Source organism: Altererythrobacter lutimaris (assembly GCF_013371495.1).
Taxonomy (GTDB): Bacteria; Pseudomonadota; Alphaproteobacteria; order Sphingomonadales; family Sphingomonadaceae; genus Erythrobacter; species Erythrobacter lutimaris_A.
In genome coordinates this window covers 875,059-888,978 of record NZ_JABWTA010000001.1, presented here as the reverse complement: position 1 = coordinate 888,978, position 13,920 = coordinate 875,059, and the positions used below count along the sequence as shown (strand labels likewise).

Here is a 13,920-nt window from a genome sequence, read left to right as displayed (position 1 = left end):
GGCGCATCCGCGCCGCTTGGCTTCCTCGCAAAAGCTCGGGCGGGCAGTCGCCCTTGCGGCTCGCTGGTCGCTCGCCCTTGCGGCTCGCTGGTCGCTCGCCGTTGCATCTCCAGCCAGCAACGGAGGTGCAGCATGACACACCTCGTCCCAGTCCCTCTCGACCAGACCCGAGACAATTCCCAGAAGAAAGCACGCTTCCTCGAGCGGCTTTCGCTCACCGGCAATGTCCGCTCGGCGTGCCGCGCGATCGCTATCACCCCCATGACCGCATACCGCTGGCGGCGGCAGTGCCCGCACTTTGCCTCCGGGTGGGAAGCGGCGCTTGTCGTCGCGCGCGCGCATGCCGAAGAAGTGCTGGCGGACCGGGCCCTCAACGGGGTGGAGGAGACTGTCTTTTACCACGGCGAGGAGGTTGCGACCCGCACCCGCTACGATGCCCGGCTGCTGCTCGCGCATCTGGCGCGGCTCGATGCCAAGGCCGAGGATCGCAATCTGGCAGAGGCCGCGGCGGACTTTGACAGCGTGCTCGCGCATTTCGAAGCGCACGGGACTTTGCCGCCGGAGCTTGGTGAAGCGCGCGCGGGGTCTTCGGACGAGGACATTGCGGGCGAGATTGATGCGGGTGAGGGCGGGGATGCTCCGCCACAGGAGGACGTGGAGAACCTCTCTTGCGAAGAGCGGTGTGCGCGGATGGAGCGGGCGCGGCCTGCGGACTCTCCGACGCTCGAGGAGCTTGCGGTGGAGGATTACGGCGTCGATGATTTGCGCTCTGACCAATTGCTCGCGTTTGAAGCGGGCGAGGATGAGTGGTGGCTGATCGGCCCTCCGGCGGATTGGGACTATGAGGCGTGGTGAAAAGGTATGCTCAGCACCGGATGCGCGTTTTGTCCCTAGGACTGTGTAACATGCGTATCCAACATGTGCAGGATTGAGGACCGTTGCCACCCGCTCCCTCCACCCTTCCACCCGGAGCCTACCGGGACACTATCCGGGTGGAAGGGTGGAGGGAGCGGGTGGCTTGGCCAGTCGGAGAAGGCACGGTCGTGCGCTGACTGCCGTACCCAGGGACCGAAACAACACTCCATTCGGCTTGGGTTGAGGTTTTCTGAATAGAGTGCTCGCCACAAAATGGTCCGGGTCGCGTGCGAGGATCCTCCTTGCAAGACGAATTTGGGAGAACGGACATGGCGTGGGTGAAGATATGGGCAGCGAGTGCTGCCGCGATGGCGTTGGCGGTTCCGGCGAGCGCGGCAGGCTATCTCAAAATCCCCGATATCGACGGGGAGAGCAAGCCGGCCGGAGACGGGGTTGAGACCGAGGACATCGGCTTCACAGCGAAGGGCGAAGCTGCGTCCGGCACAGAGCAGCATTACTACACGATACGGCTCGAAGACGCGACGGTCTCAGACGCGAAGGGCAGCAAGACAGTCGCGCCCGTGCGCTGGATGGCTCCGGAAAGCATCCGCGAAGGCACGCGCGATGCGGCAACGGGCCGCGCCACGGGAAAACGCCAGCACAAGGCGGTCACTTTGGCGAAGGATGATGAGAAGGCGAGCTCACAGCGGATGCGGGCGAGCACGGCGACAACCAGCGCCGGGGGAAGCGGCGGAGGGAAGGCCAAGGTCGGCGACCTGGTAATGGTCAAATATGTCGATACCGTCAGCTACACGCCTCCGAAGGATCGCAGTGGGCCGGGCACAGTCCAGATCGCTGCGAGCCTGCCAGGCTGCCGCGTCGGGCAGCGCTTCTCCCATGTGCTGATCGGCGAAGATGGCGGCGAGGAAGTAAGGCTCGGCGATGTGCAAGTCTCGCAATGCGCGAGCGAGACGGTGACGATCACTTACGAGGTTATTCAGCGGCCTGTTTAGGGACAGTCGCAGCAGCGCGGCATCCTTACTCGACGAGCTCCATCTCGACCCTTGCATGCCCGCGGCGGATCATCCCGATCTCCTCGGCAGCGGCGCGGCTCAAGTCAATCGCGCGGCCTTTGGCGAATGGACCGCGATCGTTGATGCGCACGATCACTTGCTTGCCATTGCGGGGGTTGGTGACGCGGACCTTGCTGCCAAAGGGCAGAGTGCGGTGTGCGGCGGTCATGGCGTGCATGTCGAAGCGCTCGCCATTGGCCGTAGTGCGGCCATGGAAGCGCTTACCGTAGAAGCTCGCTGTGCCTGTGCCGAGATCCCTGACTATTCGAGGGCCGCGCTCAGGCTCGATTTGCGTAAGGTCTACCGCGTGGTCGGCATCGCCGGGCTGATAAAGCGGAGGGTCTTCGGCAAACGCTTCGAAGGCTTCGGCAAAGTCTGCCGCCTCTGCGATGTCGTCCACAGTGGCGGTATCAAACTCGCGGTCTTCGCTTGCGTCCTGGGCGAGCGCGGTGCCGGCGAGGCAAAGCGCAGCAAGACCAGCTCCGAGCCATCGGCGTGTGCTTGTGTGAAGACCCCTCTCCATCGGGCGTCTCATAGCCGAGCTGGATTAACGGGTGCAAACTTGCGGCTCGGATTGCCGGATGTAGCGGGCAACATGGCGCAAAGCTGACGAGCGGTTGCGATCAGCTGCAGTTTCCTACTGGGCTGCAAAGGGGCTAGGGCGGGTGCATGATGTCTTGTGAGCACGTAAAGGTCATCGCGAGCCAAAGCACAAAAGCAAATGGGGCCGGTATTGCTACCGACCCCACTCTCACCAGCGCGTGGTCTTCCTGTCCGTCCACATCCGAAGATGCTTTCTTTCCTGAAGCGCTTGGCGCCCGATGTCTTTCCCTCCGACAAGTCGGCGGGTTTTTCACCGGCGCTCGCACCGGCATCCGGTTCCGTCTTCCCACGGTGCTTGCCGTTCCAGACCGAAGTCCTTTCCTGCCGCACCCGCTTTCCGGCGGTACCGAGACCGTTCCCCCATATTGGTCTGCATTCTCAAGCGGCTGAACCTGCGGCTGAAGCCCCTGATCCTTCCATCGATTGCTGACCGGGTTTCCGATCTTAACAGTAGATCAGCTCGCTCTCTTCTCAAACGATCTCTCTTGCGTCTGGCGTGAGCCTTACTCATGAGAGTTCTCGAACAGCGCGTGGACAGTCACCACTGTATCGAAAGTTTGAAAAATTCTCCTGAAATTCAACTCGTTAGAGCCAGATTTCGTTGGAGGTTTGCTCCCTTTCGATGTTTAGAGACTGCGCCCGAATCGCATTTTGCGCAAGTCGTTAGCTCGTTACTTTTCCACTTTTGGCAAGATCGCTTGTGGACGCGAGTGGATAACTCAACCACTCGGCGCAAAAGCACTCTGGAACCGGGAACTTTTGTGGGGCAGGCGCTGCACGTGGCCTGGAATCGCTCGCCAAAGGCCTCAATTCCGACTCGAGCGACTCGCTCAGTTTGACCGATCGCGTTTCCCGAGAAGCTTGAGGCGCAGTGCATTAAGCTTGATGAACCCTTCCGCATCATGCTGGTCATACGCGCCTGCATCATCCTCGAACGTCACATGCGCTTCGGAATAGAGGGAGTTGGGGCTCTTGCGTCCAACCAGGATTGTATTGCCTTTGTAGAGCTTCAGCCGGACCGTGCCGGTGACTTTATCCCGGCTGTGATCGATCGCTGCTTGGAGCATCTCGCGTTCAGGCGCGAACCAGAAGCCATTGTAAATGAGCTCTGCATATTTCGGCATCAGCTCGTCTTTCAGATGGGCCGCGCCGCGATCGAGCGTGATCTGCTCAATCCCGCGATGGGCGACAGCGTAGATCGTACCGCCCGGTGTTTCATACATGCCGCGCGACTTCATGCCGACGAAGCGGTTCTCGACCAGATCAAGCCGACCAATGCCGTGCTTATTGCCGAGATCATTTAGCGCCGTGAGCAAGGTCGCTGGGCTCATCGCTTCGCCGTTAAGCGCAACACCATCGCCGCGTTCGAAATCGATGGTGATGTATTCAGGCTCGTTGGGCGCATCCTCGGGATTGACTGTGCGCGAATAGACATAGTCCGGCGTCTCTTCCCACGGATCTTCCAGCACCTTGCCTTCAGAGGAGGTGTGCAGGAGATTCGCATCGGTCGAGAACGGGCTGTCGCCGCGCTTGTCCTTTGGCACCATGATCTGATGCGCCTCGGCCCATTCGATAAGCGCCGTGCGGCTGTTCAAATCCCACTCGCGCCATGGAGCGATGACCTGGATGTCTGGATCGAGAGCGTATGCGGAAAGCTCGAAGCGGACCTGATCGTTGCCTTTGCCCGTTGCGCCGTGAGCAATGGCGTCTGCGCCGGTTTCATGCGCGATCTCGACCAGACGCTTGGAGATAAGCGGACGTGCGATTGATGTGCCGAGCAGGTAGTCGCCCTCATAGCGGGCATTTGCGCGGAACATCGGGAATACGAAGTCGCGCACAAATTCCTCTCGCAGGTCTTCGATGAAGATGTGTTTGTCAGGAATGCCCATGGCGCGAGCTTTCTCGCGAGCCGGTTCGATCTCTTCACCTTGGCCCAAGTCAGCGGTGAAGGTGACCACTTCAAGGCCTCGCTCCACTTCGAGCCATTTGGCGATGACCGAGGTATCAAGGCCGCCCGAATAGGCGAGAACGACGCGTTTGATTTGAGACATGAAACGGTTCCTGAAAGAATTGTTGCACCCGCTAACAGCACCAAGGGGAACGGGCAATGGGGAAGGGGCAAGAGCGCGGAATTGCTTGCAGAACGGACACAGGCTTCCAATATTCTGGCGAAGCTGTCGGAGGGAGAACGACGATTAGTGAGCAGAGCGTCCGCAAGCGCGGGCTTTGGGGCCAAGCGCAGGAGATGGCGCAAATGGCGCCGCCTGAGCGCAATCGCTGGGTTGATTTCCTGCGAGCCTTGTCGATCCTTGCAGTTGTCTTCGGCCATTGGCTTGTCGCTGCGCCTTATATTAACGAAGCAGGCGCGGTGCAGGGCGGACACTTGCTCGGCATATTGCCATGGTCGCAGTGGCTGACCTGGGGCTTTCAAGTGATGCCGATCTTCTTCCTGGTCGGCGGCTATTCCAATGGCGTCAGTTGGAGCGCGCAATTGCGCAAGGCAGAGCCGGGCCGGAAGGGCCTCTACCGCGACTGGTTTGCGAATCGCGTTCAGCGGCTCATTACACCCGTTTTTCCGGTTCTCTTGCTGTGGGCGGGTTTCGCCTTTGCAATGACCATGGCGGGGATGGACCGCGACAATGTGAAGATGGCGACGCAGTTGGCGTTGGTGCCCGTATGGTTTTTGGCGGTCTATCTGCTGGTCACAGCGATCACGCCGCTCAGTCTGAAAGCATGGAAACGGTTTGGCTGGGGCAGCTTCTTGGCACTGGTTCTTTTAGCGACGGCTGTTGACTGGCTAACGCTTGCGCAAGGCTTGCCTTACATCAATTTCATCAACTTCCTGTTTGTCTGGGTCGCTATTCATCAGCTTGGCTATGCTTGGCAGGATGGCAGGCTTGAGCAGGGTAAAGCGCTCGGCCTGTTTATACTGGGATTGGCGGCGCTTGTCGGGCTGACGGTCTACGGCCCTTATCCCATTGCGATGATCGGCGTGCCGGGCGCGCAGATCACGAACTCCATGCCTCCGACGATCGCCTTGTTGGCGCTCGGTGTGACGCAGACCGGGCTTGTGCTCGCGCTGGAGCCTTGGGGACGCAAGCTGCTCGACAATCTCACGCTCTGGACTGCGACTGTGCTGATGAACGGGATGATCATGACGGTCTATCTCTGGCACCTGACAGCATTTGTGCTCGTCATGGTGCTGGCTTGGCTTGCTGGCGGGATTGGATTGGAGATGTATCCCGGCACAGCCGAATGGTGGTGGACGCGGCCTGTGTGGATCGCGGTCTATATGCTCGCGCTGTTGCCGATGATTGCCATCTTTGCGCGGGCCGAGCGCGTGTTTGGTCCAATCAGGGGAGGGCGCACCGTGCCCAAGCTGCGCGTGGTTTTCGGTGTGCTGGCGATCTGCATTGGCCTAGCGATGACGGCAGCTATCAGTATCGCAAGCCCCGAAGGCCTTACGGGCGTCAGGCTCTGGGTTGTTGCTTTGCCATTTGTTGGCGCGGCCTTGATGGGATTTGGACCAGTCTACGGTTGGTTCAAACGAACGCCGGTCGAGGCTGCCTAAGCCAGCAGCTTATTCTCGACCTCGCCTATATAATCGCGCGTGATTGGCAAAGCGTGGCGGTTCTTTGCGAACTGGATCTGGTAATTGCCCATGCCGCCGCTTTCAAACGCGGCAGTCGCACCGGCGAGATAGAACGTCCACATGCGATAAAAGCGTTCGTCCATCATTTCGATGATCGCGTCCTTGTTGGCTTCGCAAAGCTTGTACCATTTGCGCAGAGTCTTGGCGTAGTGGAGCCGAAGCGTTTCAATATCGGTGTGGATCAAGCGGTACTTCTCGCTAGCCGCAAGCGTCTCTGACAGAGCAGGGATATAGCCGCCGGGAAAGATGTACTTGCTCGTGAAGGCATCGGTCTTGCCCGGCCCGCCAAAGCGCCCGATCGTGTGGAGCAGCATGACTCCGTCATCGGCCAGCAGGTTGTAGCAGGAGCGGAAAAACTCCTCGAATTGCGGTCTCCCGACATGCTCGAACATGCCAACCGAGACGATCCGGTCGAACTGCTCTCCATGTTTGGCCAGATCGCGATAGTCGACCAACTGAAATGAAACGCGGTCCGATACGCCCGCTTCGTCAGCGCGCTCTCTTGCGAGGGCGAGCTGCTCCTCCGATAGCGTGATGCCGGTCACACTCACGTCGAAATGCTTGGCGAGGTAGATCGCCATGCCGCCCCATCCGCAGCCGATATCGAGCACCCGCTGTCCGTCCGACAGAGCAAGCTTGGCCGCGATATGCGCAAGCTTGGCTTCTTGCGCTTCGGCTAGTGTCATCTCATCGCGGGGCCAATAGGCGCAGCTATATTGCATGTGCTCGGGATCGAGCATGAGCTTGTAGAGCTCGTTGCCGATGTCATAGTGATGCGCGACATTTCGCTTGGACGAGCGAGCTTCGTTAACCTGACCTGCAAGGAACTTTGCACGGTCACGAAACCTGCGCCAAGGGGAGGGGCTTCTCAATTCTCCTCCACGCTCATACGGCTTGTTCATCCGCACAAGCTGGACGAGGCTCATCACATCGCCTTGCTCGATGACGATGCGACCATCCATGTACGCCTCGCCTGCGCCCAGACGCGGGTCGAGCAGGATATCGCGCGCGACCTTGTTGTCGGTGAGGCGAATGGCGACTTCGGGATAGCCTTCGGTCGGCGCGCCAAGCTGGTGCGTCGCGCCAGATGGCATGGCTATGGTCAAGCGGCCATGCTTGACCACTGAACTCAAAAACCGATCGATTAGCGCATTACTCAAAACGGCACCTTTGGGGGTCTCTCGTGCCCTATTCGTGTAAGTGGGTGGATAGTTACTCCGCCGCTTCCTTAAGCGCCGGATCAAACCGCCAGCTTGGAATTTTGCCTACAGAGCGAAGCCGCGCCTCTTCGATTTCCATGTACTCACGCGTCATGGGAATGGCGGCACGATCCTTCACATATTGGACTTGCCAGTTGACCATGGTCCCGTGGCGGAAGCTTTGCTCAGCGCCCGCGAGGTAGAATAGCCACATCCGGTAGAATGTGTCGTCATACATTTCCGTGATCTCGTCGCGGTGCATGACTGTTCGGTTGTACCACTCCTCAAGCGTGTGCGAATAATGGAAGCGCATGGCTTCCACGTCCATCACTTGCCAGCCATTTTTCTCGCTTTCGGTCACGAGTTCGGAAAGCGCCGGGATGTAGCCGCCCGGGAAGATGTATTTGCGCGTCCATGCATCGGTAAAGCCCGGAGGACCGGTACGCCCGCAGCAATGGCTCACCATTACGCCCTGATCGGTCAGAAGCCGGTTCGTGTGCTCGTAAAATTGCGGGTAGTGGACTGTGCCGACATGTTCGAGCACGCCGACGGAAGCGATGCGGTCGAACGTTCCTTGAACATCGCGATAGTCCATCAGCTCGAACTTGACCTTGTCAGCAACGCCAGCGGCTTCCGCGCGCTCCTGACAGAACTTGATCTGGTCGGGTGCAAGCGCGACGCCAAGCACTTCGACCCCGTACATCTCGTGCAGATACATCGCGAAGCCGCCCCATCCGCAGCCAATGTCTAGCACACGCATGCCTTCCGTCTGGCCGGGCTGCATGTAGAGCTTCGCGGCGATGTGCGCCTTCTTGTCCATCTGCGCTTGTTCGAGCGAGGTGTTCTCCGGATCCTCGCGGTAATAAGCCATGGTGTATTGGCGATCTTCATCGAGGAACCGTTCGTAGAGCTCACGCGTGAGGTTGTAAGTGAATTCGGCGTTCTTGCGCGCGCTTGATCGCAGATTGATCCCGTCGAGCTTGGCGATGGTCTTCTGAGCGAATTTGCTGAAAGTGCCTTGCGACTGGATCGCGCTGTCGCCAATCCGTTTCGTGTTCATGGTCACAAACAGGATCATGTCGCGGATATCGTGCGGCTCTTCGATAACCAGCCATTGCCACATGAACGCTTCGCCAGCACCCAATTGCGGATATCGCGCAATATGGTTTGCTGCCTTGGGATTTGTAAGCTTTATATGAAGCGGCTGATCCTGGTCTGCGGAAGGCGTCCCGTATTCGTATCGCTTGCCGTCGTGATCGGTGACCACCAGTTGGCCGTCGCGAATGACTTTTTTCAGAAACTTGTCAAGCAACCACATAGCTTTGCTTATCCCTCCAACAGCTCCAGATGACAGACTGCGTTGATGGCGCTAGCCTGTCAATGCGTGAGTGAGGGAGGTGACGAATGGCAGAGGCAAAGACACAGATTACTGACGTCGATCCGGCTGATTTCATCGCGGGAGTAGAACCGGAAGCAAAACGCGAAGAAGCAAAGCAAATCGACGCTTTGTTTCGGAAGGTCACTGGTGCGAAGCCGCAAATGTGGGGACCGACCATCATCGGATACGGTCAATACCGCACAACTTATGCGAGCGGGCGCGATGTGCATTGGATGCGCGCTGGTTTCAGTCCTCGCAAAGCAAAGCACTCGCTTTACCTTATGGGAGGCTATTGCGATGATATCGCAGCCAAGCGGCGCGATGAGCTGCTCGCAAAGCTAGGCAAGTACAAGACCGGCAAAAGTTGCCTTTACATCAACAAGCTCGCTGATGTGGAGATGGGCGTGCTGGAACAGTTGATCGCCGCAGACTGGGAAGCGATGAACCGGATCTATCCGGAAGACTGATCCTTATATCCCCGCATACCATTGGTAATCCGCGCGGTCTTCCCAATAGCCGCCTTTGCCCGCGCCGATATCATCCAGGCTTGCGACCGCTTCGATCGCAGTCAGATATTTGGGATGCTTGTACCCTAGCTGTCGTTCGATCCGCATGCGCAGCGGCGCGCCATTGCCTTCGGGAATGTCCTCGCCATTGAGTTTGTGCGCGACGATGGTCTGCGGGTGATAGGCATCGACCATATCGACGCTCTCGTAATAGTCATCACCGTTGAGATTATCTGCGCAGCGGAAGACTATGAAATTGGCTTCCTCCATCAATCCCGCTTGGTCAAGCAGCAGGGAGAGTTGTGGCCCGGTCCATTCGCCAATCGCGCTCCAACCTTCCACACAATCATGCCGCGTGATCTGAGTGCGTTGGGGAAGGGCGCGCAGTTCCTCCATCGACAGTGACAATGGCGTGCGAACCAGTCCGCGAACCTCCAGCGTCCAGTCAGCAAACCGATTGGTCAGCTGCTCGCGATAATAGTCAGTATCGACGGTGCGCGACCCGTTTGCGCGGAAAGTGGGTGAACGATCTTCCGGTGCATACTCGCGGGCGAGCGCTTGCCTGTTTGCAAGCGCGCGATGCGCTTTCATGTGCCAGTTCTCAGCCGCATCCATCAGCGCGGAACCGGTCTTGCTGTCTGCAATTTTGGAGCAAGCTCCGGTGAAAAGGGCGGCGATCCCCGCCAGGGCAGCTCTACGCTTCATGCCTTGCCTCCTGAAATCATGTCCCACACGTGGCGTACGGGTTTATTGAGCAGCACCAGCGCGATGTGCACAACGAAGAATGCGAATGTCGCGAATGCGAAGATGAAGTGAAGCGACCGCGCGCTTTGCCTCCCGCCGAGAATATCAACGAGCCATGGAGCAGCCGGCTCAAAACCGGGGCTGATCGCAAGGCCGGTAAACACCATCATCGGCAAGAAGATGCCGAGTACAACGCCGTAAGACAGCTTCTGCAGAAAGTTGAACTTGGATTCACCGTCATGCTCGAAATTGAGTTTGACGTGCTGAACGATGTCCTCCCAAATCGCCGAAGCACTCCATTCGCGGCGCGTCGTCCGCAGGTCTCGCCAGAAGTGGCGGTTCACAAGCATTGCGATCCACATGAAGAGCAGCGCTAAGGCAAATGGCCAAGCAGCTAGGATGTGCCAATCGCGCGCCTGCGCAAGGCTGTAATAATCAGGGATCGTCATCCATCCGGGGAAGCGAGGCACGGTGAGCCATGCGTCCGCTGCCGCGAAGCCGTAATCACCCCAATAAAGGCGTCTATGCCCGTTGGAGATGTTCAGCCCGCTCATGAACAATATCACAAGGCTGATAAAATTGATCCAGTGCCAAAGTCTGGTTGATAGTGCGTGCTTCTTCATGAACCCTCCCGTCCAAGTGGTTCAACTAAGTCTGTCCTGCCATCTCCCTTGCCAGATAGATGACATCTCGTTTCTGATTGAGCAGATGCTGCCCACTGTCGATGTAGAGCGTCTCGCCGCTGCGCAGATTGCCCGTCGCGAGGAATAATGCGGCCTCCGCAATCTCATCCGCGCCCGTTTTGCGTTTCAGCGGGTTTAGCTTGTGCGAGAGTTCAATCTCGTCTTCGGTCTGATCGTGACTTGCGAGAATGGCGCCCGGCGCAAGTCCATAAATGCGGTCGCTGCTGTCACTGTGCCCAAAAGCCAGCATCGCGATTGTGGCATCGAGCGCATGTTTGCTCATCGTGTAGCTGAAGAAGTCCGGATTGGAATTTTCCAGCTTCTGATCGGTGATGTGAATGACCCGGCGCCCTTTCTCTGCTGAGGCCTTCGCAAGATAAGCTTGCGCCATGCGCGCAGGGGTGACGGCGTTGACTTGCATCGCTTCCCGGTTCGTGGCGGGATCGAGCTCGGTTACACCGTCATAGTTGAAGACCGATGCTGAGTTGATCAGCGCGGCCCAATTGGGAAGCTTTGTCGCGAGCGTTTCAACCATCGCGACGGCAGCGTCGCCATCATTGAGATCGCATCCGATGGTTTCAGCGGAGGGAAGGGCGGTGGCAAGTGCGTCTGCTTCTTCGCTTGAACTGCGATAGTGAATGACGACGTGCCAGCCTGCCTCTGCAAAACGCCGCGCCATTGCAGCGCCGATACGGACGGCGCCTCCGGTAATCAGGACAGCAGGCAAGCTCATTAACTTACCCAATCATATAAATGCCTGAAAGAAAAGCGTGTAGGAATGAAAAGGCCGCGAATCCTACAAGATTCACGGCCTATGCCTCTACGCCTGTACTTACTGAACTAGCGGCACTTCAGACTGCCGCGATCAATCTCGCGGCCGATGATTGCACCGGCAGCTCCGCCAAGGATCGCGCCCAATGTCTTGTCGCCTCGGCCAGCCAGCTCAATGCCGACGAGTATGCCAACACCCGCTCCGATGACCAGGCCGGTCGTGCCGTTATCGCGTTTGCAATAGAGCTTTCCGTCTTTGCCGCGCCACATATAGCTCGCGCGCGTGATCTTGCGCGGCTCCAGATAGTACCCATCCGCGCCATAGATCGCAGCACGGTCCTTTGCGCGCTTGCCGTGCGCAGGGGCGTGTGCTGGCGGGTCAGCCAGAGCCGGTGCAGCAGGGATGGTGAGCGTCGCAGCAGCGATAGCAAGAGCAATCTTTTTCATCGGAGGTTCCTCCCTCGGTGATATGTCGATTGCGTTATTGCATGGATAGCTGGCAATCGAAGCTGAACAGCCTCGGTTTCCGACCCATTAAGGATCAAACGCTTCAATTTTGCGCTGTAGTGTTGAATTCAGAGGCCTGCGCGCTTGGCGGCGCGCGCTTTGTGGCCTGGGCTCAGGCGCTCTAGCTGCGATAGCTCCGCGAGCTCTTCTTTGGACGAGCTAGGTGAGAAGAGAGTCTTGAACGCGCGCTCTACGGTCCATCCTTCATGGCCGATCTCAACCAGTTCGAGCGCATCGCCAGCTTCGGCAATGCCCTTTTCCACTACTCTGAAATACCAACCGGACTTTGCAGTATCGATGATCATGGCGACCATGCCCTTGCGCTGGAAACGGTGCTCGATCTTCCAGCATGGCTGGCGTGCCTGGCTGATCTCCAAGAGCGCTCTGCCGAGACGAAACCGGTCGCCAATATGCACTTGGGTTTCATCGATGCCTCGTACTACAAGGTTGCTGCCAAATGCGCCCGGCTCATCCAGCAATTCATGTCCCATGAGTGCGCCGAGCCAGAACTCGTGGTGGTCAAGCGGGTAGAGATGTACTGCCATTTCAGGCCCGCCATGCACCTTGCGATCGGCTTGCTCGTCAATCTCGAAACCTTCGGCATTGATCTTTAGCGGGCCGGGCTGCGGTTGTTTTGCGAATGCGCTCTTCTCAGCGCCGTTAAAGGGAACAGCCTTTCCGGTGCAGATCGCTTCGATAGTCCAGTTCATCCGGCGGCTTCTGCCGCTTCACGGTCCAATTGAGCGCGGCTTTTCTTTTCCGCAGCTGTCTTCAATTGCCCGCAAGCTGCGTCAATATCGCGACCGCGCGGCGTGCGTACTGGCGCGCTGATCCCGCCTTCGAATACGATGTTCGAGAAGCTGCGGATACGCTCTGGCGTGGAGCACTCATAAGCTGATCCGGGCCAGGGGTTGAAGGGGATAAGATTGACCTTCGCAGGCAGCTTGTGCTCGCGGATCAGGCGGACAAGTTCATGCGCATGCTCGTCGCTGTCATTCTTGTCCTTGAGCATCACATATTCGAACGTAATCCTGCGCGCATTGCTGGCGCCGGGATAAGCAGCACAAGCTTCAAGCAGTTCCTCAATGCCGTACTTCTTGTTGAGTGGGACGATCTCGTCGCGAATGTCTTTGGTCACAGCATGCAGGGATACAGCGAGATTGACGCCGATCTCCTCGCCGCAGCGCTCCATCATCGGCACGACACCGCTCGTCGAAAGCGTAATACGACGCTTCGACAAAGCGAGACCTTCGCCGTCCATCACGAGGTTCAATGCATCGCGCACATTGTCGAAATTGTAGAGCGGCTCGCCCATGCCCATCATCACGATGTTGGTGAGCAGACGGCCGTCAGCGCGGTATTCGCTCTCATCGGCATCATCGCTGAAGTCCATCTTGCCCTTCGGCCACTCGCCCAAGGCATCGCGCGCCAGCATGACCTGACCGACGATCTCGCCGGGCGTGAGATTACGCACGAGCCGCATCGTGCCTGTGTGACAGAAGCGGCAATTGAGCGTGCAACCGACTTGGCTAGAGACGCACAAGGTCCCGCGATCGGCATCGGGAATGAAGACCATCTCGAAATCATGGCCATCTGCCGTGCGAAGCAACCATTTACGTGTGCCGTCAGTCGAGTGCTGGGCTTCGACGACTTCAGGCCGAGCAATGACAAAACGCTCTTCAAGCCAAGGTCGCATCGTTTTGGAGATATCGGTCATCGCGCTGAACTCAGATGCACCGCGATGGTAGATCCAGTGGTAAACCTGTTTTGAGCGGAGCTTGGCTTGTTTAGGATCGAGGCCAGCGTCTGCAAACAGCTCGCGAATTCGTGCTTTGGGTAGGCCCATCAAGTCGACGCGACCATCCGCGCGCGGCGTGATATCACGCGCGACGGGGACGGGATCCACCGGACCGGGGATCGACATGAGGGACGTATCTGCCATGATCGAC

14 protein-coding genes are annotated in these 13,920 nt (G+C 58.3%); 4 read left to right on the top strand and 10 right to left on the bottom strand.

Translation table 11 applies throughout. The annotated features are described in order from the left end of the window. The first annotated feature begins 132 nt into the window (after positions 1–132). Together HUO12_RS04275 and HUO12_RS04270 are read left to right on the top strand one after the other, a co-directional pair. Entirely contained in the window at positions 133–855 is a 723-nt protein-coding gene (locus HUO12_RS04275; RefSeq protein ID WP_176272423.1) for a hypothetical protein, read from the top strand. Between the two features lie 329 nt (positions 856–1,184). Continuing rightward, positions 1,185–1,868 (top strand): hypothetical protein, encoded by a 684-nt coding sequence (locus HUO12_RS04270; RefSeq protein ID WP_176272422.1) that lies wholly within the window; start codon positions 1,185–1,187, stop codon positions 1,866–1,868. 25 nt (positions 1,869–1,893) lie between these two features. Here the strand turns inward: HUO12_RS04270 and HUO12_RS04265 are convergent, their stop codons facing one another. Together HUO12_RS04265 and HUO12_RS04260 are read right to left on the bottom strand one after the other, a co-directional pair. Next, positions 1,894–2,451: a septal ring lytic transglycosylase RlpA family protein gene (locus HUO12_RS04265; protein WP_176272421.1), complete on the bottom strand. Its 558-nt coding sequence runs from the start codon at positions 2,449–2,451 to the stop codon at positions 1,894–1,896. A gap of 910 nt (positions 2,452–3,361) precedes the next feature. Then, the gene (locus tag HUO12_RS04260) at positions 3,362–4,582 is read right to left on the bottom strand and encodes an argininosuccinate synthase (protein WP_176272420.1); all 1,221 of its coding nucleotides are present in this window, start codon (positions 4,580–4,582) and stop codon (positions 3,362–3,364) included. A 56-nt stretch (positions 4,583–4,638) separates the two neighbouring features. On the opposite strand from HUO12_RS04260, the gene HUO12_RS04255 reads away from it, so the two are divergent. Next, entirely contained in the window at positions 4,639–6,102 is a 1,464-nt protein-coding gene (locus tag HUO12_RS04255; protein ID WP_176272419.1) for an acyltransferase family protein, read from the top strand. Here the strand turns inward: HUO12_RS04255 and HUO12_RS04250 are convergent. Continuing rightward, positions 6,099–7,343: a class I SAM-dependent methyltransferase gene (locus HUO12_RS04250; protein WP_408609444.1), complete on the bottom strand. Its 1,245-nt coding sequence runs from the start codon at positions 7,341–7,343 to the stop codon at positions 6,099–6,101. The genes HUO12_RS04255 and HUO12_RS04250 overlap by 4 nt on opposite strands. 52 nt (positions 7,344–7,395) lie before the next feature. Then, positions 7,396–8,700: an SAM-dependent methyltransferase gene (locus HUO12_RS04245; RefSeq protein WP_176272417.1), complete on the bottom strand. Its 1,305-nt coding sequence runs from the start codon at positions 8,698–8,700 to the stop codon at positions 7,396–7,398. An 86-nt stretch (positions 8,701–8,786) separates the two neighbouring features. Between HUO12_RS04245 and HUO12_RS04240 the strand changes: the two genes are divergently transcribed. Beyond that, a complete protein-coding gene (locus HUO12_RS04240) occupies positions 8,787–9,227 on the top strand; it encodes a DUF1801 domain-containing protein (protein ID WP_176272416.1) in 441 nt (146 codons plus the stop codon). A 3-nt stretch (positions 9,228–9,230) separates the two neighbouring features. On the opposite strand, the gene HUO12_RS04235 is transcribed toward HUO12_RS04240, so the two are convergent. From HUO12_RS04235 to rlmN, 6 genes are all read right to left on the bottom strand, one after another. Continuing rightward, positions 9,231–9,971 carry a molybdopterin-dependent oxidoreductase gene (locus HUO12_RS04235; RefSeq protein ID WP_176272415.1) on the bottom strand — a complete coding sequence of 247 codons (741 nt, stop codon included), beginning with the start codon at positions 9,969–9,971 and terminating at the stop codon, positions 9,231–9,233. Further along, a complete protein-coding gene (locus HUO12_RS04230) occupies positions 9,968–10,633 on the bottom strand; it encodes a cytochrome b/b6 domain-containing protein (protein WP_176272414.1) in 666 nt (221 codons plus the stop codon). The genes HUO12_RS04235 and HUO12_RS04230 overlap by 4 nt, the downstream gene beginning before the upstream one ends. 25 nt (positions 10,634–10,658) lie before the next feature. Next, on the bottom strand, positions 10,659–11,426 hold the full coding sequence (locus HUO12_RS04225; RefSeq protein WP_176272413.1) for an SDR family oxidoreductase: 768 nt from the start codon (positions 11,424–11,426) through the stop codon (positions 10,659–10,661). Between the two features lie 107 nt (positions 11,427–11,533). Continuing rightward, complete coding sequence (locus HUO12_RS04220) at positions 11,534–11,911, bottom strand: glycine zipper 2TM domain-containing protein (RefSeq protein ID WP_176272412.1); 378 nt, start codon at positions 11,909–11,911, stop codon at positions 11,534–11,536. 128 nt (positions 11,912–12,039) lie between these two features. Continuing rightward, positions 12,040–12,681: an MOSC domain-containing protein gene (locus HUO12_RS04215; RefSeq protein WP_176272411.1), complete on the bottom strand. Its 642-nt coding sequence runs from the start codon at positions 12,679–12,681 to the stop codon at positions 12,040–12,042. Further along, positions 12,678–13,913, bottom strand: a complete 1,236-nt coding sequence (gene rlmN / locus HUO12_RS04210; protein ID WP_176272410.1) for a 23S rRNA (adenine(2503)-C(2))-methyltransferase RlmN — start codon at positions 13,911–13,913, stop codon at positions 12,678–12,680. Before rlmN ends, HUO12_RS04215 begins: the two co-directional genes overlap by 4 nt. Positions 13,914–13,920 lie beyond the last annotated feature (7 nt).

Excerpts from the sequence above, each read along its gene's own strand:
- HUO12_RS04220 (WP_176272412.1), bottom strand. The coding sequence starts at position 11,911 with ATGAAAAAGATTGCTCTTGCTATCGCTGCTGCGACGCTCACCATCCCT.
- HUO12_RS04255 (WP_176272419.1), top strand. The coding sequence starts at position 4,639 with ATGGGGAAGGGGCAAGAGCGCGGAATTGCTTGCAGAACGGACACAGGC.
- HUO12_RS04215 (WP_176272411.1), bottom strand. The coding sequence starts at position 12,681 with ATGAACTGGACTATCGAAGCGATCTGCACCGGAAAGGCTGTTCCCTTT.
- HUO12_RS04245 (WP_176272417.1), bottom strand. The coding sequence starts at position 8,700 with ATGTGGTTGCTTGACAAGTTTCTGAAAAAAGTCATTCGCGACGGCCAA.
- HUO12_RS04270 (WP_176272422.1), top strand. The coding sequence starts at position 1,185 with ATGGCGTGGGTGAAGATATGGGCAGCGAGTGCTGCCGCGATGGCGTTG.
- HUO12_RS04235 (WP_176272415.1), bottom strand. The coding sequence starts at position 9,971 with ATGAAGCGTAGAGCTGCCCTGGCGGGGATCGCCGCCCTTTTCACCGGA.
- rlmN (WP_176272410.1), bottom strand. The coding sequence starts at position 13,913 with ATGGCAGATACGTCCCTCATGTCGATCCCCGGTCCGGTGGATCCCGTC.
- HUO12_RS04230 (WP_176272414.1), bottom strand. The coding sequence starts at position 10,633 with ATGAAGAAGCACGCACTATCAACCAGACTTTGGCACTGGATCAATTTT.
- HUO12_RS04265 (WP_176272421.1), bottom strand. The coding sequence starts at position 2,451 with ATGGAGAGGGGTCTTCACACAAGCACACGCCGATGGCTCGGAGCTGGT.
- HUO12_RS04225 (WP_176272413.1), bottom strand. The coding sequence starts at position 11,426 with ATGAGCTTGCCTGCTGTCCTGATTACCGGAGGCGCCGTCCGTATCGGC.
- HUO12_RS04275 (WP_176272423.1), top strand. The coding sequence starts at position 133 with ATGACACACCTCGTCCCAGTCCCTCTCGACCAGACCCGAGACAATTCC.
- HUO12_RS04240 (WP_176272416.1), top strand. The coding sequence starts at position 8,787 with ATGGCAGAGGCAAAGACACAGATTACTGACGTCGATCCGGCTGATTTC.
- HUO12_RS04260 (WP_176272420.1), bottom strand. The coding sequence starts at position 4,582 with ATGTCTCAAATCAAACGCGTCGTTCTCGCCTATTCGGGCGGCCTTGAT.